The sequence below is a fragment of the Hoyosella sp. YIM 151337 genome, assembly GCF_026041215.1.
In the GTDB taxonomy this organism is placed as follows: domain Bacteria; phylum Actinomycetota; class Actinomycetes; order Mycobacteriales; family Mycobacteriaceae; genus Hoyosella.
Map to the genome: position 1 here is coordinate 183,785 of NZ_JAPEIQ010000026.1, position 24,169 is coordinate 207,953.

The 24,169-nt window shown below is 63.2% G+C and carries 21 protein-coding genes; 8 read left to right on the top strand and 13 right to left on the bottom strand.

The genetic code is table 11. The annotated features are described in order from the left end of the window. Nucleotides 1–206: 206 nt before the first annotated feature. Together ONR57_RS13405 and ONR57_RS13410 are read left to right on the top strand one after the other, a co-directional pair. Nucleotides 207–1,370 (top strand): ROK family transcriptional regulator, encoded by a 1,164-nt coding sequence (locus tag ONR57_RS13405; protein WP_265124009.1) that lies wholly within the window; start codon nucleotides 207–209, stop codon nucleotides 1,368–1,370. 154 nt (nucleotides 1,371–1,524) lie between these two features. Next, on the top strand, nucleotides 1,525–6,702 hold the full coding sequence (locus ONR57_RS13410; RefSeq protein ID WP_265124010.1) for a DUF4011 domain-containing protein: 5,178 nt from the start codon (nucleotides 1,525–1,527) through the stop codon (nucleotides 6,700–6,702). Nucleotides 6,703–6,707: 5 nt separating this feature from the next. Here the strand turns inward: ONR57_RS13410 and ONR57_RS13415 are convergent, their stop codons facing one another. Beyond that, the gene (locus ONR57_RS13415; RefSeq protein WP_265124011.1) at nucleotides 6,708–7,106 is read right to left on the bottom strand and encodes a VOC family protein; all 399 of its coding nucleotides are present in this window, start codon (nucleotides 7,104–7,106) and stop codon (nucleotides 6,708–6,710) included. 98 nt (nucleotides 7,107–7,204) lie between these two features. Between ONR57_RS13415 and ONR57_RS13420 the strand changes: the two genes are divergently transcribed. After that, nucleotides 7,205–7,675, top strand: coding sequence for an NUDIX domain-containing protein (locus tag ONR57_RS13420; protein ID WP_265124130.1), 471 nt, complete (start codon nucleotides 7,205–7,207; stop codon nucleotides 7,673–7,675). On the opposite strand, the gene ONR57_RS13425 is transcribed toward ONR57_RS13420, so the two are convergent. From ONR57_RS13425 to ONR57_RS13455, 7 genes are all read right to left on the bottom strand, one after another. Beyond that, entirely contained in the window at nucleotides 7,659–8,375 is a 717-nt protein-coding gene (locus tag ONR57_RS13425) for an LmeA family phospholipid-binding protein (RefSeq protein ID WP_265124012.1), read from the bottom strand. The two genes, ONR57_RS13420 and ONR57_RS13425, sit on opposite strands and share 17 nt — an antisense overlap. A gap of 109 nt (nucleotides 8,376–8,484) precedes the next feature. Next, a complete protein-coding gene (locus ONR57_RS13430) occupies nucleotides 8,485–9,879 on the bottom strand; it encodes a DUF2252 domain-containing protein (protein WP_265124013.1) in 1,395 nt (464 codons plus the stop codon). A gap of 53 nt (nucleotides 9,880–9,932) precedes the next feature. Then, the gene (locus ONR57_RS13435; RefSeq protein WP_265124014.1) at nucleotides 9,933–10,967 is read right to left on the bottom strand and encodes a 2-hydroxyacid dehydrogenase; all 1,035 of its coding nucleotides are present in this window, start codon (nucleotides 10,965–10,967) and stop codon (nucleotides 9,933–9,935) included. Beyond that, nucleotides 10,964–11,608 carry a histidine phosphatase family protein gene (locus ONR57_RS13440; protein WP_265124015.1) on the bottom strand — a complete coding sequence of 215 codons (645 nt, stop codon included), beginning with the start codon at nucleotides 11,606–11,608 and terminating at the stop codon, nucleotides 10,964–10,966. The genes ONR57_RS13435 and ONR57_RS13440 overlap by 4 nt, the downstream gene beginning before the upstream one ends. Then, a complete protein-coding gene (locus ONR57_RS13445; RefSeq protein ID WP_265124016.1) occupies nucleotides 11,605–13,065 on the bottom strand; it encodes an FGGY-family carbohydrate kinase in 1,461 nt (486 codons plus the stop codon). Before ONR57_RS13445 ends, ONR57_RS13440 begins: the two co-directional genes overlap by 4 nt. Continuing rightward, nucleotides 13,058–14,554, bottom strand: coding sequence for an FGGY-family carbohydrate kinase (locus ONR57_RS13450; protein WP_265124017.1), 1,497 nt, complete (start codon nucleotides 14,552–14,554; stop codon nucleotides 13,058–13,060). Before ONR57_RS13450 ends, ONR57_RS13445 begins: the two co-directional genes overlap by 8 nt. 10 nt (nucleotides 14,555–14,564) lie before the next feature. Further along, on the bottom strand, nucleotides 14,565–16,646 hold the full coding sequence (locus ONR57_RS13455) for an RbtT/DalT/CsbX family MFS transporter (RefSeq protein WP_265124018.1): 2,082 nt from the start codon (nucleotides 16,644–16,646) through the stop codon (nucleotides 14,565–14,567). 225 nt (nucleotides 16,647–16,871) lie between these two features. On the opposite strand from ONR57_RS13455, the gene ONR57_RS13460 reads away from it, so the two are divergent. After that, the gene (locus ONR57_RS13460; RefSeq protein ID WP_265124019.1) at nucleotides 16,872–17,666 is read left to right on the top strand and encodes a DeoR/GlpR family DNA-binding transcription regulator; all 795 of its coding nucleotides are present in this window, start codon (nucleotides 16,872–16,874) and stop codon (nucleotides 17,664–17,666) included. 10 nt (nucleotides 17,667–17,676) lie between these two features. On the opposite strand, the gene ONR57_RS13465 is transcribed toward ONR57_RS13460, so the two are convergent. Further along, entirely contained in the window at nucleotides 17,677–18,489 is an 813-nt protein-coding gene (locus tag ONR57_RS13465) for a thioesterase family protein (RefSeq protein ID WP_265124020.1), read from the bottom strand. A 119-nt stretch (nucleotides 18,490–18,608) separates the two neighbouring features. Here ONR57_RS13465 and ONR57_RS13470 point away from each other — a divergent pair, with 119 nt between their 5' ends. After that, nucleotides 18,609–19,262 (top strand): TetR/AcrR family transcriptional regulator, encoded by a 654-nt coding sequence (locus ONR57_RS13470; RefSeq protein WP_265124021.1) that lies wholly within the window; start codon nucleotides 18,609–18,611, stop codon nucleotides 19,260–19,262. Here ONR57_RS13470 and ONR57_RS13475 read toward each other — a convergent pair. The 3 genes from ONR57_RS13475 to ONR57_RS13485 form a co-directional block, all read right to left on the bottom strand. Continuing rightward, a complete protein-coding gene (locus ONR57_RS13475) occupies nucleotides 19,248–19,688 on the bottom strand; it encodes a hypothetical protein (RefSeq protein ID WP_265124022.1) in 441 nt (146 codons plus the stop codon). The two genes, ONR57_RS13470 and ONR57_RS13475, sit on opposite strands and share 15 nt — an antisense overlap. Before the next feature lie 68 nt (nucleotides 19,689–19,756). Next, complete coding sequence (locus ONR57_RS13480; RefSeq protein ID WP_265124023.1) at nucleotides 19,757–21,010, bottom strand: RNA polymerase sigma factor; 1,254 nt, start codon at nucleotides 21,008–21,010, stop codon at nucleotides 19,757–19,759. A 46-nt stretch (nucleotides 21,011–21,056) separates the two neighbouring features. Continuing rightward, a complete protein-coding gene (locus ONR57_RS13485; RefSeq protein WP_265124024.1) occupies nucleotides 21,057–21,452 on the bottom strand; it encodes a YciI family protein in 396 nt (131 codons plus the stop codon). Nucleotides 21,453–21,612: 160 nt separating this feature from the next. Here ONR57_RS13485 and ONR57_RS13490 point away from each other — a divergent pair, with 160 nt between their 5' ends. The 3 genes from ONR57_RS13490 to ONR57_RS13500 all read left to right on the top strand — a co-directional run bounded on the left by ONR57_RS13490 (nucleotide 21,613) and on the right by ONR57_RS13500 (nucleotide 23,083). Then, on the top strand, nucleotides 21,613–21,915 hold the full coding sequence (locus tag ONR57_RS13490) for a hypothetical protein (protein ID WP_265124025.1): 303 nt from the start codon (nucleotides 21,613–21,615) through the stop codon (nucleotides 21,913–21,915). Nucleotides 21,916–22,041: 126 nt separating this feature from the next. Continuing rightward, on the top strand, nucleotides 22,042–22,620 hold the full coding sequence (locus ONR57_RS13495) for a hypothetical protein (protein WP_265124026.1): 579 nt from the start codon (nucleotides 22,042–22,044) through the stop codon (nucleotides 22,618–22,620). A 52-nt stretch (nucleotides 22,621–22,672) separates the two neighbouring features. Beyond that, nucleotides 22,673–23,083 carry a VOC family protein gene (locus tag ONR57_RS13500; RefSeq protein ID WP_265124027.1) on the top strand — a complete coding sequence of 137 codons (411 nt, stop codon included), beginning with the start codon at nucleotides 22,673–22,675 and terminating at the stop codon, nucleotides 23,081–23,083. 31 nt (nucleotides 23,084–23,114) lie between these two features. Here the strand turns inward: ONR57_RS13500 and ONR57_RS13505 are convergent, their stop codons facing one another. Then, complete coding sequence (locus ONR57_RS13505) at nucleotides 23,115–24,164, bottom strand: hypothetical protein (RefSeq protein WP_265124028.1); 1,050 nt, start codon at nucleotides 24,162–24,164, stop codon at nucleotides 23,115–23,117. Nucleotides 24,165–24,169: the final 5 nt, after the last annotated feature.

The window sequence follows — 24,169 nt, forward strand, 5'->3', positions numbered from 1 at the left end:
GTGACCGCTCACCCAAACCCTGATTGAGTGTGAGTGAGAGCACAGCTATTGTCAATACTTGAACACATCCACGAGAACGGTCACAAAAACAATCAATCTCGTGAACATGAAGAGACCGGCGAGGCTTACCCGGACTATGGGAAACACAGCCTGACATACTAAGTAACGCCACACGAATACTCGGTGAGAGAAATCGCGAGGAATACATGGACGACACGATGGGCGCAGGGGGGCCTGGTTCGCAGAGCTCGCTTCGCGAAGCAAACCGGCGCAGGGTCCTCAGTCTCCTGCAGTCGGCCGGCGAATTGACCCAGGCTGAAATTTCAAGGCGGACGGGTCTTTCTCCGGCGACCGTGTCGAACATCGCTAAGGAACTCACTGGTGACAATGTCCTCGTAGCCTCTGAAGGTACTGGGCGCCGACGGGTACTCCGTTTGTCCTCGTCCGCTGGACTCGTCGCAGGCATCGACTTCGGCCATACGCATGTAACTGTCGCCGTCGCTGATCGGGCCCACCAGATCCTTGCGTCGCGGCAGGCAGCCCTCGACACGGATATCTCCGCGGAGAGCAGCATTAGTTTTGCAGCTGCGCTCCTCGATAAGGCCGTCCGCGAATCAGGCCATGACCGGGGCGCGATCCTCGCGGCTGGAATGGGGCTGCCAGCGCCCATAGACAGCACCACCGGGGTCGTCGGCGCACCATCCATTCTCCCTGGCTGGGTGGGAATCCCAGCGAACCAAGTGATGTCCGCGGAGCTTGATCTGCCTGTCTATGTGGACAATGACGCGAATCTCGGGGCGCTGGCTGAGCATGCGTGGGGCGCGGGTCGCGGCGCCAACAATGTTGCATACCTGAAGCTTTCGCAGGGTGTCGGTTGCGGATTGATAATCAACGGCGAACTGTTCCGCGGTCCTGATGGCACCGCTGGCGAGGTCGGCCACACAAGCATGGACGAGTTCGGCGCCGTATGCCGTTGCGGCAACCGCGGCTGCCTGGAAACCATCGTTGCGTCGAAAGCGGTTGTCCGGCTGCTGGAACCAAGCCGCGGACCGCTCACCATCGACGACGTGATTCGCAAAGCGAGCGAAGGGGACGTGGCGTGTTCCCGCGTGCTAACTGACACCGGGAGACAGGTCGGAGCGGCCGTCGCGAACCTGTGTAACCTCTTCAATCCCGAACGCATCCTCATCGGCGGCGACCTGGGCCGCGCGGGCGAAATCGTCCTCGAACCCATCCGCAGCGTCGTACAGCGTTCCGGCATCCCAAGCGCCGCACGGCGGCTCAAAGTAATCCCTTCCGAACTGGGTTCACAGGCACAGGTTCTCGGCGCTATTGCCCTCGCGCTGCAGCGTATCCCGAACATCGGCTAACACGAGGCCACGTTCATACGTTGAACACGGCCTGAACACCGTCGCACAATCGTCCTTCGCCCGGGCCACCGCGTCCTTCAGCCAAAGCACCCAACATGCGGTACCGAGTTGTTAACGTTCCAGTCAATACGCCCGCTGTCAGGGAGGCGGACGCATGGCGGTATTCGGATTCGAAGCCCAGGTGTTTGAGAACGCATCGTTCCGCGCCGAGCTTTCGATTCCGCCTGCCATTTTCGCGGCGCTCGTGTACAACCGTGTTCCGCTCGTGCAAATGCTCCGGATCGAGAACGTCGGCGATACCCCGCTTTCCGCTGTCACGGTCACGCTGGGCATCCACGGGCCGTCCGGCACGCTGACGGGGCCGTGGGTGCAAACAGTGCCCGTGCTGACGCGGGGCTCAGCGAGGACGTGGGACACTGTCCACGATCTGCGGCTGCGTGCGCCGGACGAGGTGCTGCGGGCCAGCGCGGCGTTCCCTGTCACTTACATTGCCGAGGTCTCCGCGCCTGGTGCGGAGACGTTGCACATCACTGTTGACTCGTGCGTCCTCGCCTGCAACGAATGGACCGCGTCGCCCAGTGTGTACGAGGCAATCTGCGCGTTCGTGCATCCGAAAGCAGCCGCGGTCGCGTTGGTGCTGCGCCGCGCAGCGAACATACTCCGCGCTGAGACAGGCTCCGAAGCGCTCGACGGTTATCAATTAGGCCCGCGGCGGGCCGCCCTGATCGGCGCCGCGATCTACGAAGCGCTCCGCATGAGTCAGTTGAGCTACGAGCAGTCTGCACCGCTCGACAACAATGCACACCGGATACGCACGGCGCCTGAAGCTCTCGATGAGCGGACCGGGACCGGCCTCGATCTTGTCGTCACCTACAGCGCGTGCCTCGACTCGGCAGGTCTGCGATCACTGATCTTCTTCTCCGGCGGAGAAGCTTTCGGCGGATTTCACCTCCACGACGAGCGACTCAGTGACGTCACGACAACCGACACCAACAGCATCATGTCGCTGATCCAGGCTGGCCGCGTCGTTCCGGTTGACCTGAAAGGCGTGACGATGGGCGGCGCGTCAGCGACGTTCGCCGTTGCGCACCAAGCCGCCGCGCAACGTCTCAATGACCCGCTTCAGATCCGCGGGCTTGTCGACGTGGCGTACGCGCACCGCATGGGGATCCGTCCGCTGCCCGGCACGGACAGCGATCTAACTCCCGCAGCGTCAACCGAATCAACGGGTGATGCCGCCGGTCTTCTTTCGCTTCCGACTGATCTGGCAGCCGTGCTCCGCGAAGCGGAGGACACCGAGAATCTGCAGCGGCGGGCGACAAGCGAGGACAATGCGCCGGACCGGATACTCGCGTGGCGGCGCTCCCTGCTTGACCTTAGTTTGCGCAATCCGCTGTTGAAGCTCCCTTCCTGGCGGGGTGTCGATTGCGCTATCCCCGACGGCTTACTGGCGCTGTTAGATGACGTGGTCCACGACGGCGAACGCCTCGACCTGCTCCCCCACGATCAGCTGACGCGAGCACAAAAGCGGACGGGTGCACGCACTGTCGACGATGTCGAACCCGCGATCCGGGCGGAGGAATTGCGCCGCCACCGCGCCCTGCGTCTCCGGCTGCCGGAGTCGTCCTGCCGCAACAGGATCCGATATCTCAGGTACGAATCCGAGCGGGCACAACAGGAAACCGGTGCGAACTATCTCTATCTCACTCTCGGCTCGCTTGTGCATCCCACCGCGACCGGAGACGCGCACGCGCCACTCTTTCTCCTTCCCATACGCATTCAGGGCGGCGCCGGTAACCGCGCGTACAGCATCGTGATGGATGGCGATGAGATCGCGGCTCCCAACCATTGCCTCGTGCAATGGCTTCGCGTGCGTCACAACGTGCGGATTAGCGCACTGGACGATCCTCCCACCGATGATGCCGGTATCGATATCACGGCATCACTGCGCGCGATCCGGGAGGCACTGGTCCACTATCAACTCGGTTTCCGGGTCGAGGAAACCGCGAGCATCCGGATCCTTCAGTTTTCGACGTTCCAGATGTGGCGCGACCTCGTGGACAATTGGCGCCAGTTCATGCGGAACCCAGTTGTGCGCCACCTTGTCGAGCGTCCAGGCGAGTCCTTTTCCGACCCTGCCGGGCCCGGCGCCGACGTCACCGTCAATGAATCCGCCCTGCAGCTGCCGATCCCAGCCGACGGCTCCCAGATGCGCGCGATCGAGCTTGCTGTCAGAGGCCGTTCGTTTGTGCTGGAGGGACCCCCCGGTACAGGAAAGTCCCAGACCATCGCGAACCTGATCGCACACGCCATGCAGCAGGGCAAGACCATTCTTTTCGTGGCGGAGAAGCAAGCTGCCCTCGACGTTGTGAAGCGACGCCTCGACGACGCTGGCCTCGCCGATTTCTACCTCGACCTCCACGGACGACAGCAATCACTCCCTGCGATTCGTGAACAACTGCAGTCGGCGCTCAACCACCGTCCTGCCGGAGACACAGGTCGTCTCGCCGCAACACAGGCCCAGTATCGCGCTCGGCTCGCAAACCTCTCCGCCTACCCGCTGCGGGTACATGGCCGAAACCCGGCGGAGTTGTCACTCTGGTCTGCGTACGAGCAGCGCAGCGGCCTCGGCACCGGTGCAACCGCGACCGTACCGGCGCGCTACTTCTCGCTCAGCACCACGCAACTACGGACCGTGCAGGACGCGGTGGCTGCGCTGGGCCCGGCGGCTGAATCGGCACAGCTGCGCCCCCACCACCGCTGGCGACTCAGTGCTCTCCGCACGCTTACCCCCAATTCAAACGTCTCAGGGTTTCTCGATGCTGCAGCGAGTCTTGAAGAGGCGCGGCGGATCTTCGATGATCTCCCGGCCGACGTCGCACAGGCACTCCGTAGCGTCACGTCCCCGACGCAGCTGGCGCTCAGTGCGGAATGCGCCACATACGCTGCCGCAGGACTGCTTCCCGATCCGGACCACACCATTCCAGCCGAAGCAATCACAGCGGTGGAACAATTCCACAGTCGCCACACGCCCACGTTGCGGTACTTTTCGGAGCAACTTTTTGTGGATCCGGATTTCGACGCACTGGCTGCCGCGGCGGAAAACGCTACACGGGGCATAATCGGCAAGAAGCGGCGCCGCCGCCACCTCGCCGCGCGGCTCAATTTGTACGTCCCCGGCGGCCATAAGCTCGACGAATCGACGGTGCTTGGTGCGATCGCCGCCGCGGTCCGTGCGCGCGAGGACGCTCAGGAACTCGCGTACCACACTCTGCACGTGCCGGTCGGATGGTTCCCCGCAAACACCAACGCGGTCACCGAACTCGACGCGGCGCGGCGTCGTGCCGAAGCTTCAGCCGTGCTGCACCGGGAACTGCCTGACGTATGGTCATGGCTGCGCGCGACCGGCAAGGGCACGCTCGCCGCGCAGATTCAGCAGATCGGCCGCGCGTGGACACAGTGGATTGACCTTCTGAACACCGATGACGAGAGCGTCAAAGCGTGGCGTGGCGATGCGCATTGGGCTGACGCATGGGACCGCGACGGGGCGTGCTGGCTCGGCGACCTCCACGAGCACGGCGTTCTCGCGTTGCAGCGCTGGGGCCAGCTGCTCACGCTCGCCGACATTCTGGCCGGCAACGGCCTAACTGAGTTTGCGACAGATCTTCTCGGCGGCCGGTTCGCGCCTCATGAGATCGAATTGGCGTTCCTGCGCGGTGTCACGGCCGCCGCTGTTGTGGAGCGCACGGCCGCAGGACGGCTCGAATTCTTCGATCACCACGCTCACGCGGCCGAAATCGAAACGTACCATTCCCTGGCAGCTGACTTGCGTGCCGGTCTGCCGAACACGATCGGCGCGAACGTCATTCAGCACCGGCCACACATCAGCCGCGACTCGGGCGGGGGGTTGGTGCGGCAGTTGCAGCGCAAACGTGGCGGCCTGCGGTTTCGCGAACTCCTCGCGACGTACCCCAGCGAGATCCTGGGCCTCACACCCTGCTTCCTCATGAGCCCCGCATCCGTGGCGAACTTCGTTGACCCCGCTGCCGTGACATTCGACCTCGTCGTGTTCGACGAGGCGTCGCAGATTCGCGTGCAGGAAGCGATCGGCGCGATGGGCCGGGGCAGCGCCGTCGTTGTTGTCGGTGATTCGCGGCAAATGCCCCCGACTAGTGTCATGCATGCGAGCACCACTAGTGATGCTGATGCGGACGACGTCACCGCCCCGGTGCCGGAGGACCTGGACAGCATTCTTGCCGAATGTGTGGAATCCGGTCTGCACCAGGAGTGGCTCACATGGCACTACCGTAGCGCCGATGAAGCGCTCATCGCGTTCTCGAACGCCCACTATTATGACGGGCGCCTCGCATCGCTCCCTTCCCCTGGTCGTGGCCGTGACACCGGCCTTGAGGTCCGGTGCGTCGCCGGTACCTTTGACCGCGGCGCGCGCGGCACTCGTACCAACCGTGCCGAGGCTGACGCGATCGTCGCAGAAGTCACAGCGCTCGCGGCAGCCACTCCCCAGTCGATTGGTGTTGTGACTTTCAATGTGCAGCAACGCGATCTGCTACTGAACCTGCTCGACGACAGCGACGACCCACATATTCAGCAAGCGCTCACCCGCACCGACGGGGAATCGCTCTTCGTGAAGAACCTCGAGAACGTGCAGGGCGACGAGCGCGACATCATCTTGTTTTCGCTCGGCTATTCCCGCGATCCCGAAACTGGAACGCTGCCATTGAATTTCGGGCCGCTCACGCACTCGGGCGGTGAACGCCGCCTCAATGTCGCCATTACACGTGCCCGGCGCAGAATAGTGCTCTTCAGTTCTTTCAGCGCTCGCGATATCGACCTGCGCCGCACAAATTCGGTTGGATTGCAGCACCTTCGCGCGTATCTTGACTACGCATCCGGCGACTCCCCACCGAGCAACGGCAACAGCAGCGGGACTGACGATATCTCCACGATGGGCCGTGCGATCGCATCGCGCCTGCGGGACCGCGGCCTCGAGGTCTGCCATAACCACGGCCTCTCGACCTTCACAGTGGATATGGCGGTGCGGCGCGCGGGATCCCCTCGCTGGGAGGCCGCTGTCCTCCTCGACAGTCCCCGCTGGGCAGGGTGGCCCACGGTCGCCGACCGTGACGGCGCACCCAGGCTGTTGAGCACGATCATGGAATGGCCGCACGTGATTCGTGTGTGGCTGCCTGAATGGCTGATCGACCCAGATGGCTTGATCGACCGCATTGCGGCGGCGCTCCCGCGACACGACGGACACAGCGCTGAGGACGATGATCCTGGGATCAAGAGCACAGCGGTCAGGCGAGATTAGTGAACCTAGGTTTGCGGCGCCGCGAAAAACTCGAGCGCGTTTCCGTCCGGGTCTCGGAAAGAAAGGCCCGAGCCGTACGGGGCATCCACAACTCCACCGTTCTCGACTCCCATTCCGTCGAGCCTTACCTTCCACCCTTCGAGTTCGCTCCGGCTCTCGCAGTGGAAGGACACGTGGTCCAGACCGACGCGGAGTTCGTCGAACCTATCGTCTTTCGGCGTCCCTGGATGCTCATGAATCCCGAGCAAGCCACCGCCAGGCAACGCCCACACCACGTGATACCAGGGGCCAGTGTTCTCATCTATGAGGGGCGACGTGCCAAACAAAGCTTCATACCAGGGACGGCTTACGTCACAGCTCTTCACGGTGAGAGCCACATGACCTAAAGGCGGAAACTCAGACATGGCCGCGCTCCCTTCCGAAACGCTCCCATTGGGCTGGCCCGTATTTTACTCCGTGCACCTCCGTGCGAATAGCAACACCGTACGGCACGTATTCTCCGATCGTGACCGAAAGCGCGGGGATCCTGCTGTACCGGACAAACCAGAGCGAGCCCGAAGTCTTCATCGCACATATGGGCGGCCCATTCTGGGCGCGAAAAACCGCCGGTGCGTGGACGGTACCGAAAGGCGAGTTCTCGCCGGGCGAAGACAAGCTCGCGTGCGCGCGCCGGGAGTTCGCTGAGGAAATCGGAACCGTGCCCCCGGACACCGCGTTTCAGGCGCTGGGGGCGTTCCGCTACAGCTCCGGCAAAGTGGTCCACGTGTTCGCGGGCGAAGCGCCCAGCTTCACCGTCTCGAAGGTCACGAGCAACACGTTTGAGCTTGAATGGCCTCCGCGTTCGGGCCGCCGTCAAGCATTCCCTGAGGTTGATGACGCGCAGTGGGTGCCGTTGAGCGAAGCACGGGGGCTGCTCGTCGCAGGCCAGCGGCCAGCGCTCGATGCGCTGGAGAACCTCATTGCGCCCCGTTGAGCTCCCCCAGTGGCAGCGATTCCCCCGCGAGGTGCACGTCGACCCCATTCTCGGTCACCTCGACGCTTTCCGCCCGCAACCCGTTCGGCAGTGCGGCGACAGATTCCTGCGTGCCGCCGCGGACCGCGGAAAAGATCTCGTCCGGAATCGCGAATCCAAGCACTTCTCCCCCGTCAGTTTCGGTGACGACCTCACCGTTGACGACGAGCGGCGTCACGAAGACGGATGCGACTCCGCCGCCGAGAACCACTTCCAGAGCGCCGCGATCGGGCCTGGCGCGCACGTCATCGATAGTGAGCACCACCCCCAGCGGCAATTGGACACCGCCGCCGCCCTGTGCCTCGATCGCGTTGAAGATCGTGCGGTTGCTGACGCTTACGGTGACGTTCACCCGCTGCGCGACGGGGTTCGAGCGGTCCTTGATGTCGACGTTGTCTAGCGTGGCGGTTACGGAGGACCCGCTCAGGCTGCCAGCTTGAATGGTGTCCGATTCGATCGACATTTCGCCGACCCGGTCGTCAAACAGAGCCGGGAGCAAAAGCTGAGTACCGAACGACGACGAAACTGGGGTCTGCCAGTTTGCCGCCAGCGGCTCGGTCACTTCCCGTCCGACGAAGTAACGTGCCCCCGCCTCGCCGGCCGCCACTGCGACTACCGCGAGTATAAGCAGCCCAACGACAAGTCTGATCAAAGTTCGCATTCCCCGCCCTCTCACAACATTTCGCAACCGGTCCTCCTTAAGGACCGGCCCCGACAATAGGCGGGAATTCGGAGCCCATCAATCAGCCGGGCAGTTGGCAGGCCTGAACTCAACGCTCAACAGGCAACTTTCCGGATTTCACAGCGTCTACGAGTGCCTGGTGATCTTCTTCGGTCTGGTCGGCATAGGCACGTGCGAACGTGGTGAGCGCGTCATCGACCTTGTCACTCTTGCCGACATACCCCGCGATCATCGATGCACCGCTCGTGCGCGCATGTCCTTTGGCGAGAAGATGCCCGCAAATGCGGGCATAATCCGCTAGCGCTTCCGCATCAATCCCCTCGATATCGATGGCGCCCTTCATATTCCGGAACTGCCGGACGTAGAACTGGAAGCCGTCGACAGAGGTCCAGCCCAGCAGCGGATCACTCGCCGTCTGCAGCGCATGCTGATACTCCACGACGCGCTGGCCCTGATGAGCGTGCCACGCAGAGTCACCGTGCACGTACCGGGCGATCACCGAGCGTCGCGCTTGTTTCAACTGCAGGAACAACACATCGTCTGGGCTGCTGCCTTCGCAGAAGACAACATAGGCTCGCAGGCCGACGCTGCCCACACCGACAACTTTGTGGGCGACATCGCGCACCGTGTACCCAGCCAGCACCCGTCGCCACTGTGAGGGCAGCGATGCGAGGTAATCGTCGAGGGCAGCCGTGAGGCGGCTCGCTTCGCCGGGCGAGAGACTCGTGATGAGTGGCGGCTCCTCGACTATGCGCCGTTCGCCATCGCGTTCCTCGGTAAATCGGGGCAGAGCGCGGTCGCTGGTGCGTTTACGGGCGCGCTTCGCTGACCGTTCGATGATTTTGCTCAACCCCGACTTCCCCGCGTTTTCCTGAAGACGCTCAACGTCGAGCCCTTCGAAAGCGCGCTGGAGCAATGGCATGTCGGCAAGCCGGCGGATCTGTTCGCGATAGGCGGCTACGCAGGAGCGCGCCGCGCTGCCACAGTGCTCCTCGGACGCGCTGTTCTGGCGGCCCGCCACCCAGATGCTCGCAACGAGTCTGCGAAGATCCCACTCCCAGCCGCCCGGGTGAGCTTCGTCAAAGTCATTGAGATCGAATACCAATGATCGCTCTGGCGAGGCGTAGAAGCCGAAGTTCCCCATATGCGAATCACCGCAAATGACCGGCATGATTCCGGTAGAGGGAAGGGTCGTCACGTCCGCCGCCATGAGGCCCGCGGTACCGCGAAGAAATCCGTAGGGTGACGCGATCATCCGGCCGACGCGGACCGGAATCAGCGAGTCGAGCCGCCCTTGATGGGAAAGGTTGACCTGATCCACCGGATCAGCACGGTTGTCTGGCTTCTTCCAGTCGGCAAACGACGTGCGGGGGACGTTCTCGCGCAGTGACTTCCCCAGCGCATACCGCTCTTCCCTGGACACTGGCTGTCCGCGCATTGACGCGTATGCGCTGTTGTCTTTTGCGGCGAGCACGCGGTGCATGAAGGCCTCCGTCGACGGTTGACTGCTCTGATCCTAAACCGGAACGAGCCCGCTTATCCCCGAGCCTTGGGCGTAACCGCGTGCTCTAGCGGCTCACCGCGCAAGAAACGGCCCACTTCAGCAGCGCAGATCTTCGCGGCGTTGTGTGCCGTCTGCTTACTCGCCCCCGCCAGGTGCGGGGTCATCACAATGCCGGGTGTGGTGAGCAGTCGTGAACCCGCGGGAATCGGCTCCTCCGGGAACACGTCGAGCGCCGCCGCGAACACATGCCCGGAATCCAGGGCATCGCACACCGCGCCATAGTCCAGCAGCCCGCCCCGTGCACAGTTGACGATGACGCTGCCCGGCGGCATCGCCGCGATCTCCTTCGCTCCGATCATGCCGGCGTTTTCCTTCGTCAGGCGAGCATGCAGTGACACTATCTGTGAGCGGCGCAGCAGTTCATCCAGTTCCACGAGCTCATCGACATCAGTGACGCTGTCCGCCGAAACATAGGGGTCATACACCAGGACGGTGGCGCCGAATCCTTTCAGAATCCGCGCGACGCGACGCCCGATCGCGCCGTACCCGACGAGTCCGACACACGCAGCACCGACTTCGATGCCCACCTCGTCGTACTGATAGTAGTCGCCCCGCCAGGTCCCGCCTTTAAGCTCAGCGTGAGTGTGCGGGATGCGGCGCGCAGCCGCCATCATCATCGCGACGGTGTGCTCAGATGTCGCGACAGCGTTACGGCCCGGGGCGCACGTCACTGTCACGCCGTGACGAGCGGCAGCTTCACTGTTCGCGTTGACGGGCCCGCCGCGGCCGACCGCGAAGAGCTCGAGTTCTGGGCATGCCTGCAGGATCCGTTCGCTGAGCGGCGCCATCTGGGTCACACAGATTCGCACGCCCTGCAGGGCCTCGATCATCTGTTCCTCGCTGCCGGATGCTTCGTCTACCTCAGCAATCCGCCCGAAAGGCTCGACCGGCCACGGCAGTTCGAGCGAGTGGACCGCGATGCCGTCACCGAGTTCACGGCGCAATTCTGCCGAAAACAATTCGGCACGAACGAATTTGTCACCTGCGGCGAGAATGCGGACAGTCATGGGGTGGTGTCCTTTCCAGGATCGTATGCGGGGAAGTCAATGGGGGTGTTGTATTCGATCAGCGCAGCCGGGCCGTTGCCGTCCCAGCGAATCGTCGTGACACCGCAGTTACGAATGAGCGGGAACATGGTGCGGTAGTGGCGCAGCGGGATGCCGAGCAGTGAGCACAGCACCAGACGTTTCACCGTGCCATGCCCAACTATCAAGACACGTCCCGAAAGATGTTTACGGGCAATGTCTCTCAGACAGCCGAGGGCGCGCTCGGCAGCCCGGATCGGGTCTTCCCCGCCGGGCAAATGGTGGGCAACCGGATCGCGTTCGAATGCGTGGCGCGAGTCTCGGAAGCGCGTGAGCATCTCGGTGCTCGTAAGTCCCTCGCCGTCCCCGAAGTCGAGTTCGGTGAGGCGTTCGTCAACGGACGCAGTGAGACCCGTTGCACGTTCGCTGGGGGCAGCGGTGTCGCGTGCCCGGACCATCGGGGAGACCCAGATGGCGTCGAGGTGGGCTTGTTTCGCCCACGCGGCGAGTTGCTCGGCCTGGTGGCGGCCCCGCTCCGTCAGTTCGATGTCAGTGGTTCCGGTGTAGCGGTTGTCCGCGTGCCACACGGTTTCTCCGTGCCGCACCAGCGTCAGATCAGTCACCGGTTGCTCCTTTCCTGAGCGTGGCGAGCCAGCGATTCAGGCAGCCAGCCCCGTGCGTGTAGCTCAGCGATCAGCGACGCGTAACCGTCGTCGTGGAATGCCGCCTCAGCGGTGCTGGGCTCGAAAGTCCGGGCGGGACGGCGGAAACCGTGCACGGCTTCAGTAAGTGAACCCGTCCCGGCGCGGGCAAGTATTGCCATCCCCACAGCAGCGTCGGCATTCTCGGGGACGACGACGCGGCGCTGCAAAACATCCGAACGAAGCTGATTCCAGTAGTTGCTGCGCGCACCACCACCCGTGAGGCTGAGCGTGCCGCCGACTGGCGCACCGAGCAGGTCAAGGTAGTCGAAACACAACCTCTCGACGTATGCGACGCCGCGCAGCAGCGACGCAAAGTAACCGACGTCGTCACGAGCATCGCCGATGGTAAATCGCTGCGCCTCAGGCGCAACGAACGGGAACCTCTCCCCCTGCGACACAATCGGATACGTCACCGCGACGGTTCTGCGCTGTGCGGCGCGAGCGCTCAGCGCATCGAGGTCGGCGTGTGGAAATTCCGCCGAGAGCACACCCGCACCCGAACTAGATGCACCACCCGGCAGCCAGTTGCCGTCAGGCAGGCGATGGCTGTACACGACACCAAGTGGATCGCGCAGCCGCTGCGATGTAACGCCCTTCAGAACCAGGGTCGTACCCAGCACTGCGTTCCACGACCCGGCGGTCAGCGTGCCCGACCCGAGCAGTGCCGCGCAACCATCGGTCATGCCGCCGCAGATGGGCGTGCCCGCCGGAATTCCCGTGTATTCCGCCGCGGATGTGCTCACCACGCCGAGGTGTGTCCCGGGACGCACCACTTCGGGCAGGACCTCCGCGGGGATGCCTAGCGCCTCGAACACGTCCACGGGCCACTTCTCGTTATCGAGGTCATATCCGGTCTTCAGCGCGTGGCTCGAATCTGCCGCTGTCGGTTCACCGACCAGCAGACCGGTGAGGTAGTCCGCTTGGTGCCGCAGCACCGCACCCGCACCGAAACTGGCATTGCGCTGCAGCCACAGCAGCTTCGGCAGTGCCCACGACGCCTGTGGCCGGTAACCGAGAGTGTGCCAGAGTTCGTGCCCCGCCGTCTCCACAGCGCGCACTTCCTCTGCGCCGCGAGTGTCGTCATACATGAGGCCAGCAGTGAGGGGCCTCCCAGTCCGGTCAGTGAGAACGATCGTCCCGGACGTCGCATCCAATGCGACGCCCCGCACCTCGACACGAGCTGTCGCGAGAGCCGCGCGGCATGCTCCCGCTAACGCCTCCCACCACGAGTTCGGTTCTTGTTCATGGCGATTCCCGTCCCGAGTACTCGTCAGCGGCTGCGAACCGCTCCCGACGATGTGCCCCTCGGCGTTCACCGCGACGCACCGCACACTTTGTGTGCCAACGTCGATACCGAGCCACGCTTCGTCAGACATGGGACTCTCCCTTCCGTGCGGCCTGGATGGTCCAGCCGTCGCGCGCTACATCCCGCAAACGCCGGAAATCGCTGTACAGGCGTGTATACATGGCCGCGAGGTGAGGATCCGGATCACAAGACGCGCACGTGCGCACGTACCGAGTCACAGCGGCTTCGAGATCGGGCTGACGACCGGTCGCAACCAGCCCAGAAAGAAACGCCCCTTTCGCGCCGACTTCACTGTCTGCAGATCGGAGCACCCTGACGCCCACGACGTCGGCGATCAACTGACACCACAATGTGTTCGCCGCGCCACCGCCGCAAACTCGCAACTCTTCAGTGTGCGCGCCAGAGGCTTCGAGGCAGTCCCGGATCACCAGGGTCAGGCCTTCAAGAACTGCCCGCGCGAAATCCGCGCGTTGATGTTCGAGACTCAGGCCCCAGAAGGTGCCGCGGGCGCGAGTGTCGAGGAACGGGGCACGCTCCCCGGCCGGAGAGAGGTATGGCAGGAAGACGAGACCGTGCGCGCCGGGCCTAGATTCGCCAGCGAGCGTGATGACATCGCGCGGGTGCGGCACGCCCAGCAGGTTCGCCGCCCACACGAGCACTTCCGCTCCGGCAAGCGTCGGAAAGGCACGCAGCACGCCGCGATCCGAACCGAACGCGATGGTAAGTCCTGCTGGCTCCCCGGAAGTGTCGACGGTGTCGCGCACCACCTCAGTGCAGATTGTGGTGCCGAGAATCGTGCAGGCCCGCCCGGGTGACGTCGCGCCCACCCCAATTGACGTTGACACAATGTCGTAGGGCGCGAGCACAACAGGCAGACCCGCCGTTAGGCCGAGTTCAGCCGCCGCCGCCGGGGTGAGCTTGCCTGCCCGCTCCCCGTCAGCCCGAATCTCCGGCAGCAGGTGCTGCGCCCAGTCCAGCCCGAACAACGACCGGATTTCCTGGGAGTAGGCGCGGGACGCGAGATCGAGGAACGGCGCGGACGCATCGGACTCGTCCGCGACACGTTCTCCGGTGCAGCGGAGAAACAACCAGCCGCCTGCATACAGTGCCGTCGAGGACCGTTGGAGACGTTCCGGATCGTTTTCCGCAAGCCAGGTGAGAATCGCATTGGGGAGCCCTGGGAATGTCAGCGAGCCACTGAACCGGAACGCTTTCTCCAGCAGACCGTCATGTCGCCAGGAATCGACGATCTCCGCGGCACGGCCGTCCGACCACAGAATCGCCGGGCCAGTCGGCGCCCCAGCCTCATCGACAAGCCAGCAACCGTCACCCTGCGCGGTGATCGACACAAAGTCGACCGGTTCTGTGGCTCGCGGGAGCACGCTGCGGATCGTGAAGACAACGGCGTTCCACACGGCCTCCATGTCTTGCTCAGCCCACCCCGCATGCGGGCGCTGGACCTCGGTGGCCTGCCGAGAGACCACGACTTCATTTCCCTCTGCGTCGTACAGCACCGTTTTGATCATCGAGGTGCCGACGTCCACGGCGAGTGCTGTCATCGTGATCTCCTTAGACCTTCTCCGATGGCGCGAACGGAATTGAGCTGGGAGGCATAGGCTCCCGGCCTGCGAAGCGCTCCAGCACGAGCGGCAGTCCGGTCAGCGAGCTGATCACTGCGTCCGGTTCAGATAGCTGACGTTCGGTCGGTGCGGGCGGCGCCTCACCACGGAGCATCCAGACCGCACGCATTCCGAGCGACTGGGCCGGCCGGATATCGGCGTCGAGCCGGTTTCCGACGTACACCGCACGATCGGCGGGGACACCAGCCAGCGCGAGCGCATGCTGGAAGATGCGGCGCTCGGGCTTTTCGGCTCCCACATGTTCAGCGAGCGCTGTCACCGTGAAGAGGTCACGCAGGCCGTCGCGCTCCAGCGCGTCGAGTACGTTGTCGCGGCTGTTAGCAATGATGCCGAGTGTGTACTGCTGGGCGAGGGCCGTCAGGACCGGCTTGACGTCCGGGTACAGCGCCTTTTCTGGATACTCCCAATGCACTCGGGCACGCTGGACGAGTTCGGCACGTCGGCCTGCGGTGAATCGCTCCGCAATTGTGCTCCGCAGCGACCCCTTAGCGTACTGCCGGTGCGCGTCGTAGGCGGCCCAGAACTCGGCATCGAGGACGTCGGGGTTCATCTCGTGCACGCCTTTGAGTAATGCCTGCGCGAAGCAGTCGTCATCGTAAATCGTTCCGCCGATGTCGAAGAAGATCGCGTCGACACGGTCTTCTGGGCTCGGACGGCGCAGCATGATCGGGTGACCAAGGACGCTGCCGCCCGCCATCGATGCCAGGTGACCAACTGGGCTGCCATCGGTTTCCGCACGAGCGGACTCCTCACCTGGAAGTTTCAGGAAGAGAACCAAGATGGCGCTGACGACGTACAGCCCAGCGAAGATCAGCATGACGCCTTGCACGCCGATTAGGCCGAGGAATAGTCCCGCGATAGCCGGTCCGACCATGACGCTGGCGCCAGCACCGAGGTTGAGCGCGGCCATCGCCTGCCCCTTGTGTTGCGGCGCGAGCGAGGGCATGAGCGCGGAAAGCGGAACGTAACCGGCGAGTGTTGCACCGTAGAGACCTGCGACGAGCAGCGCCAGTGCGTAGTTGGCACCTGCGGCAACTGGAACGTAGTAGAGCAGCAGGATGCTGATCGCGGACCCAATTCCGCCGAACCAGCAGACCGTGGTGCGCCAGCCGACTTTATCGCCAACGACGCCGAAGATGAGATTGAAGATGATGTTCACGGCGAACATCACGGTGAGTAGCCTGAGCCATTCACTGAGCGTGAAGCCTATTGTCTCGGTGAAGAAGGTCGGCAGGAACACGAGGAACCCGAATTGTGGTGCCGTGTTGATTGTGCGGACAATTGCACCGGCGCCGATGCGCGGGTTGCGCCATAGGATCGACACGCTGCCAAGCAGAGTTTTGACTGGGTGCTCCCCTGTAGGTGCAAGCCGGTGGAAGCCAGTTCGCTCGCGCACAGCGAGCAGTGCGAGCAAACCGCCGACGATGATGAGAATGAGGGCAAACCACAGGGTCTCGTACTCGCCGACGAGCGGAATCATGCCTGCCGCGACGAGGGCACCGAGCGTCGGCAGACCACCAGTAAACGCGAACCAGAACCACCCGACCGCGGTACCGAGGCGCCGCTGCGGAGTAGCCGCCGCAATCCATACGAGGAAGCCGTACGCGAAGAGCGGGTATCCGAAGCCGCGAAGGCCAAACGCGATGAGAATGAGTGTGAAGTTCATCGTCGGAATCGCGACAGCAAGGAGCAACACCTGTAGCGCTGCCCAGATACCGAGGCCCAGCCACATCACCTTGCGCGGCCCCCACAAGTCCGATAACGCGCCGGACAGCCAGGCCGCGATACCCACGGTGACGCCGTAAAGTGTCCACATCAGTGCGACCTGCTCTCCAGACAGGCCGCGCTCCATCATGAACGGTGACAAGTACCCGGCTTCGACACCGTCACCAATCATAAAGATCAGAAGTCCGACGTAGCCCCAAAGTAGAGCTCTTGGCATCCCGAACCGGTCTGCCCATGAGTGGCGGGGCTCAGTGTCTGGGCCCGGCAGACCAACTGAAGTAGTCATGTCTCTCTCCATTTCCTCGCCTCCAAGCCGGTTGTGTCCGGCCGGGAAGGGCTACTGATAGGAGACATCTCTGACTGTGACCCAGCCAACAGATCTGCGAAAGCAAACGTGAAGTTAGGTGCCTGTGATGTGAAAAACGCGATGCGTTATCGCAGCATGCTGGCAATTAACTAGTCCAATGCTGTGATGACCGAGTTAAAATAACGTGATGATGCCGAGGGCCGAATGAACGACGAAGAAGCCAGTGCGGGACAGGGGCAGCGCCGGGACCGCATCCGCGAACGCGTCATAGGCGAAGGTTTCGTACGTGCCCGCGACCTGGCGGGCGAGTTCGGCGTCAGCATCATGACGATTCACCGCGATCTCGACACCCTGCAGGCCCAGGGCTGGCTCCGCAAAGTCCGTGGCGGCGCAACATCATTGCCCTCCAGCGTTTTTCACGGCAACGTGAGCGAGCGCATGGCGGCGAAATCGGAGATCAAGCAGGCGCTTGCGAAGGCCGCGCTTGACCTCGTTGTCCCTGGGCAAACCATCATGGTGGACGAGAGCACAACGTGTCTTCATCTCGCACAGCATCTCCCCGAACGGACGCCGCTCACGCTGATCACCAATTTCCAGCCCCTGATCACCATGCATGCCGGCACCCCCGGCATCACGCTGATCGCTCTGGGTGGCGAATACTTCCCCGCGTACGAGGCGTTTCTCGGCCTCTACACTGCCGAGGGGGTTGCCAAGGTACGTGCCGATACGTTGTTCATGTCGACGACTGCAATCTCGCGCGGCCGCTGCTACCACCAGTCCCAAGAAACTGTGCAGGTCAAGCGCGCGATGCTGCAGTCTGCCTCGCGCAGGGTACTGCTAGTCGATCACACGAAGTTTCGCCGGGAAGGCCTCTACGCACTCACCGCACTCACGGATTTTGACCTCGTGATCGGTGACGACCGCATCCCGATGGCCGAGCAGCGCGCGATACGCGACGCCGGGGCCGAACTGAAGATTGTCCGCACCACGAGCACATAACGCCCGTCCCCTACACTCGCGCGGGCTGCAGACTGCGTACGGTGAGGATCTGGCTGGCGTATCCGACCTGCCCGTCAACGTCAAATAGACCAGCTGTCGTCGTACCGTGCCCGCTGGCACCGAACACAACTGTCGTCTCCAGGCCGACCCATCGTCCGCGTGGCTGCCGGAATAGATGAATGGTCAGGTCAAGATTGGGGAACATCCACTCCTGTGGCGACTCGCGCACCGAAATACCGTTCGCCGTGTCAACAAAGCCAATGAATTGTGCGAGGGTACTTGCGGATTCATTACCGACGAGCGGAACGTCGCTTGTTACCCACGCCGTCGTTCGGCCAGGTACCGGTGGCGCGGCAGCTCGCACGTCGAGCGAGCCGATGAAGCCACCGGGCCACACGTCAGCCATCCGCCACGATGGCATGGCTTCGGGCGTGGCGGGCGCTTGCTCTGCCCCGCCGGCCACTGTGCTGGTGTCCTGCGCAGAGAGTCGCCAGAAGCGCGCACGCACAGCGGCGCGCCCTCCAGCCACGACCGTCGCCTCGAGCAGTTCAATCGTGCGCCCCGCTCGAACAATGTCGACAGAGATCTCGAAGTCCTCAATGGGCAGCACCCCGAGGATATCGGCACTGATGCGCGCAATGTGGAGGTCGTCAGGTGCACGCTGCGCAAGGAAGCGTTCGACGGCGTGAACCATCAGACCGATGACCGGACTGATGTGCTGCTCGCTCGTCGACCAGGCACCGCTCGTCAGCTCAGTTGGCCGGTAGCGGTGATCGTCTAGCCGAAGAAAGTAACAGTTCTTGCTCGCACCCTCGTTTCGCACACCTCGACGTTACGACCGCTCATTCTGTTTTTCAACCCTAGAGTCGAAAAATCATCTGGAGGGATTCAGCCGTGGTAAGTTCGCACCAATTGCCAGCGCCGCAGCCGAGGAGAAATCTGGTGAGCCCACATCCGGGTCTTGGCAGTCCCGCCGCGACGGAGCAGAGCCAATCCCGACTGTCGCGCCGCCGTGAGCGCCGCAAATCGGAAATTGTCAACGCCGCGATCGCCCTGCTGGCTACCAACGGCTACCAAGGAATGAGCCTTGATGATGTCGCCGAACGTGCGGACATCGCGAAGCCAACCCTCTACCACTATTTCGCCAGTAAGGACGAGCTAGTTTCCGCCGCGCTGGAGGCACTGACCACTGGCGTTCTCACGTGCCTGACCAGCGTCCTCGACGCTACGTCCACTGCTTCACACCACGAGCGGTTGCGCGCTCTCATGACAGAACAGCTCAGGCTCCTGACTGACCAGTTCCCCGAAGTCGGCACTATTTTCTCCTGGCAAACATCCTGGCCGGCTATGCACGACGAAGCTCGCAAATCGATGCGCCGCCGCCATGACGCCGTATTTCGTGACGTCGTCAGCGCTGGCGTCAACGCTGGAGAACTCGACTGCGAGAATATCGACGCTGCCCTCCAGTGCCTGCACGGCACCATCAATCACGCCTCGATTTGGCTGTCGCACATGCGAGACCCGCACCAGGCGGAACGTTCGAAAACTGACCTCCTGAACGCCCTGATGCGGGTCTTCACCTCATCCGCGGCCTAAATCACCACGTCGTCCAGCACGGTGCGCGCCGCCTGGCTGATTCTGCGTACCCGAAGGCGGCGCCGCAGGTGGTCGCTTGGATGCGTCTGGATCAAGTTCAGCCGCCCGCTCAAATTCGCGGCGAACCTCCTCGCGCTCCCGATTCACTTCCGAAACGTCGTCAGTAGCTTTCTGGCGCAAACGCGCGGCCTCCGCTGCCCTCGCATCAGCTTCGGCCTTCGCTTGCTGCGCCCTTGCTTGCGCCGCCTCGGCCGCTGCCTCTCGTTCTGCGAGATCATGTTTATGTTCTACGGCCTCGCGCCGAAGCTTCTGCGCTTTCTGCCGCCGCCGATCTGAGCGAGTCCGCATAAAAACCGCAATGAGAGCGGCAATGACAAGGACTGCGACAATGGCGATGACAATAACTGCGATCGTGGTGTTATCCATTCCGGTTCCTCACACTCGCGCGGCTTGCGCCCGACCCGATGCGTGTACCCCGAAATCTCGTTTCTTACTCATTTATTTTCGCCGAGTCTTTCAGCGCGGGTGCGCAGCATTGCACGCTCCTGCTCGTTCGCCGTCATTTGCGCCGCCCGCAGCAGTTCAGCTTCAGCCTCATCGGTGCGTCCCAGCGCCGCCAGAAAATCAGCCCGAACAGCAGGCAGCAGATGGTATCCACGTAACGCAGGCGCATCACCGATCCGGTCGAGCACGGCCAGGCCCGCCTGCGGACCATGCGCGCGCGCTACAGCCACTGCTCGATTCAGCTCGACTATCGGCGAAGGTGACACCCGGCCCAGTTGTTCGTACAACACAGCGATCGCTGCCCAGTCGGTCTCTCCGGCTGACGCTGACCGCGCATGGTGCGCGGCGATCGCAGCCTGCAGCACGTACGCACCAGGGTTTCCGCCAGCAGCCGCTTGATCGAGCGCCGCGAGGCCGCGCCTGATGTGCGCGTAGTCCCACGTCGACCGATCCTGCTCGTCGAGCAAAATCGGCGTGCCGTCAGGACGGGTTCGTGCCTGCAGCCGCGACGACTGAAACTCCATTAAAGCCGTCAGCCCAAACACCTCCGGTTCACCAGGGGAGACGGCGGTCAGGATCCGCCCGAGCCGCAGCGCCTCCTTGCATAGCAACGGCCGCGTCCACATGTCTCCAGCCGTCGCTGAGTATCCCTCGTTGAAGAGCAGGTACACCGCAGCGAGCACGGCGGTCAGCCGTTCTTCCCGCTCCGCACCTTTCGGCTCTTCCAGCGCCGCGCCCGCCGCCGTCAGGGTGCGTTTGGCGCGAACCAGACGCTGCGCGATAGTGGACTCTGATGTGAGGTACGCACGCGCAATCTCGCGCGACGAGAGCCCAGCAATCATCTTGAGCGTGAGCGTCGTTTGCGCCTCGGGCGTCAAAGCCGGGTGACAACAAATGAACATCAAGCGCAGGACGTCGTCCTCGACCCGATCGACCGCGTCCGTCATGTCGACATCCAGATGCATCGGGATCGAACGACCAACAGTTGCGTAAATCTGCTGACGCCGCTCACTGCGCCGGAACATGTCGAGCGCCCGCCGTTTCGCGACCGTCATCAGCCACGCTCCCGGATTCGGCGGTACACCTTCGTGTGGCCATTGGTCCAGCGCAGCCAGTAACGCGTCTTGTGCAAGGTCCTCCGCGATCGCCAGATCGCGGACAACGCCCACGAGCCCGGCGATAAGACGCGTCGATTCCAGTCGCCAGACGGCTTCGACGGCAGCCCGCGTGGTCTGATCCGTCATCGTTGAATCAGACCACGCGGTAACAGCTCGCGACAACCGGATGCCGTCACGTACGCGGCGCTGAGCACCCGTCCACAGGGCCCTCGGGTTCATACACCTGACGTACCTCGCAGGTCCCTTCCCAGCCTGGCCACGCGTCTTTGTGCACCTGCAGGAATCGGCGGGCCACCTCGACCGCCTCCTCCCGGGAGCGGACATCGACAATGGCGTACCCGCCGATCACCTCTTTCGCTTCGGCGTAAGGGCCGTCGACCGCACTGATCTTGCCGCCAGCAAGCGTGACAATCGCCGCTTCCTCCCCCGGATACAAGCCCCCGTCGTCGACAAGCGTGCCGCTGGCTCGTTCTTCACGCGCAAGCTTGTCCATCGCCTCGAAAAGCTCCGGTGGCGGAGGTCCCGGCAGGTTTGCTTCATTTGCCCGGACTATTGACATGAATCGCATCGCGTTCTCCACTCTCTGTTCGCGGACACCCCATGGTGCGCCGTCACCAACGCATCGAATGCGCGCTCTGATTCTCGACACAGCTCCGAAAAAAATCTTTCCGGGCGCTCGCTGCGCGTGTCCACTACTCTGACGGTCTACCAGTTTCGGGAGGTCTCGCATGTACGCCGTGGTCCGGCTTAACCATTTCGACACCGACAAACTCACATCAAGCGCGGCCGATGTCGCTGAATTTGACCGCATCCACGGCGAACAACCCGGCTTCATCGGCAGCCTCATCGTGGACGTCGGCGACGGCAAACAGGCGACAGTCAACTTGTGGGATTCTGCGGAAAGTGCACAAGCGGCACTTCCGCGGATCGGTCCAGTAGTAGCGCGGTTACTTAGCCCGCTGATGAAAGCTGATTCCCAATTGCTCGGCACGGGAACCGTTATCAAAGGGGCCGACCTCATCAAGCAGTAAATGCCCACAGTTCTGGGGGCATGCCAATAACGGCTGGGTAACATATGTCGCGGCGCCGCAACATTGTTCACCGTTCGGGAGATTTCACGAGTGGAACACCGTCGTATCCACACGTGAGGACTATCTATGCGCTTCTCCAGTCGGCGAGCAGTCACGTTCGCGGCATGCCTACTCGCATTCGGCACCGTTGCGTGCACGACCGGCACCGATGAATTGGCCAGCGCGGACGCCACAACCACTACGGCGCACGCGCCCGAATCTACCGTCGAAGCGACCGCTGATGCCCCCGAACCCCAGGCTCCCGAACCCCACGCTCCCGAACCCCAGGCTCCGGAACCCGAGGTCCCGGTGCCGCCTGCGAACAGTGCCGCTCAATCGGGAACAGTAATCGTCGAGTCCAAAACGCTGACCGGAGCACCAGTGCCGGGTATGCCCGTCACGATCAGGCGTGCGTCCGCATGCAACCCTGAATCGCGCGACATCCCGCTCGACATCACGTACACGCACACCTTCGAGGGCGTCACGGATCACCGTGGCCAAGCATCATTTACGGGGATACCGATCGGCTGCTACGGCGCGCAGGCAACCCCGCCCGAAGGGAGCTACCCAGTGCCTGAGGGGATGCACTCCGTCTTCCTCACGAAGGAGTCGCCCGCGGACACCGTGTGGTTCCGCTTCTATGACGAAGACCCGGGCATCAACTGAGCGTTCCGCTTTTTCCAAGCCCGCACCTCGTCGTCCGGAGCACACTCAGCTTATGAACACGTCAACAGAAGCTCCGGTGATGACAGTCTGGCCGTGTCTGCAGGCGCGTCATGCACGCAGCCTCATCGACTGGCTTGTCACCACCTTCGGCTTTGAAGAAACTGCCGTCTACACCGAGGGCGATACCGTCATTCATGCGCAGCTCGACTGGCCACAAGGCGGCGGAATCATGCTGGGCGACAACGAGCCCACGGACGATTACGCCCGCCCTGCTGGCGCCGCGAGCTGTTACATCGTCACCGTGAACGTGGACGCGCTCTACGAGCGGGCCAAAACCGGAGGTGCTCGGATTGTCCGTGAACTGCGTGATGAAGACTATGGCAATCGCGCTTTCGTCGCGGCCGACCCCGAGGGAAACCTGTGGTCCTTCGGCACCTACCGGGGTGAGCCCCGCCGCTCCTGACGGGCGAGCTTGTGTGCACACATGTGATGGTTCAGTCGCGTTGCCTGCCGAACCAGCGGCGAATCCGGCCGGGCGTATCCGTCGCGGCATGGGTCGTTGCACGCAGAGCCGACATCGCTTCGTCAACAGCTGCCCGGATAGCCGCGCTGACCACAGCACCCGTGATGACCTTGTGGGCTGCCATCGCCGCGACCGGGCGAACACCAGCGGTGACAACATCAGCGACTGACCGGGCGACCGCGTCACGAAGCAATTGCTCGATCTCGATGCGGCGCTTGCCATTTGATTCGATGATCTCCCCCAGAGTTACGACGACAGAGTGCGTCATCGCAACGGGGATCTCGACGATCACCTCACCGGTGACTGTACGCACGATGTCACCGCGTGCCTGTTCCGCCGCACGGCGGAGAATCGGGGCAACCACCACAGCACCCGCCCGCCGGGCGGTCAGCGCCACCGCTTTCGCCACAAACCTCTGTGCCCCCGTCGTTAATCGATTGCCGGTCGCGAAACTGACCGCATCCGTGACGGATTCATGCCCGCGCCCGACCGTTGAAGCACCGTGCAGTGCACCGGCTTTCACTGCCTCGAAAGCCGCGTTGATACCGGCTTCCACAAGCATAGGTACGGCGACATCGACCGTCGCATCAAGCGCGGCATCGACAACCACGCCCAGAGCGGCGTGTGTCGCGTCGTTGACGAGCGCGCCGCCGATAGTCTCTTTCGCTGCCCGGTCGACGCGGCGCGCGATGGGGCTCGCTGCCACAATGCCCGCGACGTCCTTCGCTGCACGGCCCACGGGGGTGCCGGAAGCGAAAAACGCTGCCTTCGTGGCGGTTCGGCCGACGGGACTCGCGATGGTCAGCGCTGCCGCACGTACCGACGCCGCGAAGACAGGACTATCGATCACGAGGCCCGCAACGTCATCTGCGATGAACCCCGCTGTATCCGAAACTGCTTGTGCCGCAGCGTTTTCAGCTGCGTGACGGACGGGTTCGAACGCGCGGTCAATGGCGCGCCCTATGGCTTCCCGGCCAGGTGAGGGTGGCTCAGGCAGCGGCTCAGGCTTTCGCCATCTCAATGGGG

Excerpts from the sequence above, each read along its gene's own strand:
- ONR57_RS13405 (WP_265124009.1), top strand. The coding sequence starts at position 207 with ATGGACGACACGATGGGCGCAGGGGGGCCTGGTTCGCAGAGCTCGCTT.
- ONR57_RS13410 (WP_265124010.1), top strand. The coding sequence starts at position 1,525 with ATGGCGGTATTCGGATTCGAAGCCCAGGTGTTTGAGAACGCATCGTTC.
- ONR57_RS13415 (WP_265124011.1), bottom strand. The coding sequence starts at position 7,106 with ATGTCTGAGTTTCCGCCTTTAGGTCATGTGGCTCTCACCGTGAAGAGC.
- ONR57_RS13425 (WP_265124012.1), bottom strand. The coding sequence starts at position 8,375 with ATGCGAACTTTGATCAGACTTGTCGTTGGGCTGCTTATACTCGCGGTA.
- ONR57_RS13430 (WP_265124013.1), bottom strand. The coding sequence starts at position 9,879 with ATGCACCGCGTGCTCGCCGCAAAAGACAACAGCGCATACGCGTCAATG.
- ONR57_RS13435 (WP_265124014.1), bottom strand. The coding sequence starts at position 10,967 with ATGACTGTCCGCATTCTCGCCGCAGGTGACAAATTCGTTCGTGCCGAA.
- ONR57_RS13445 (WP_265124016.1), bottom strand. The coding sequence starts at position 13,065 with ATGTCTGACGAAGCGTGGCTCGGTATCGACGTTGGCACACAAAGTGTG.
- ONR57_RS13450 (WP_265124017.1), bottom strand. The coding sequence starts at position 14,554 with ATGACAGCACTCGCCGTGGACGTCGGCACCTCGATGATCAAAACGGTG.
- ONR57_RS13455 (WP_265124018.1), bottom strand. The coding sequence starts at position 16,646 with ATGACTACTTCAGTTGGTCTGCCGGGCCCAGACACTGAGCCCCGCCAC.
- ONR57_RS13460 (WP_265124019.1), top strand. The coding sequence starts at position 16,872 with ATGAACGACGAAGAAGCCAGTGCGGGACAGGGGCAGCGCCGGGACCGC.
- ONR57_RS13475 (WP_265124022.1), bottom strand. The coding sequence starts at position 19,688 with ATGGATAACACCACGATCGCAGTTATTGTCATCGCCATTGTCGCAGTC.
- ONR57_RS13480 (WP_265124023.1), bottom strand. The coding sequence starts at position 21,010 with ATGACGGATCAGACCACGCGGGCTGCCGTCGAAGCCGTCTGGCGACTG.
- ONR57_RS13485 (WP_265124024.1), bottom strand. The coding sequence starts at position 21,452 with ATGCGATTCATGTCAATAGTCCGGGCAAATGAAGCAAACCTGCCGGGA.
- ONR57_RS13490 (WP_265124025.1), top strand. The coding sequence starts at position 21,613 with ATGTACGCCGTGGTCCGGCTTAACCATTTCGACACCGACAAACTCACA.
- ONR57_RS13495 (WP_265124026.1), top strand. The coding sequence starts at position 22,042 with ATGCGCTTCTCCAGTCGGCGAGCAGTCACGTTCGCGGCATGCCTACTC.
- ONR57_RS13500 (WP_265124027.1), top strand. The coding sequence starts at position 22,673 with ATGAACACGTCAACAGAAGCTCCGGTGATGACAGTCTGGCCGTGTCTG.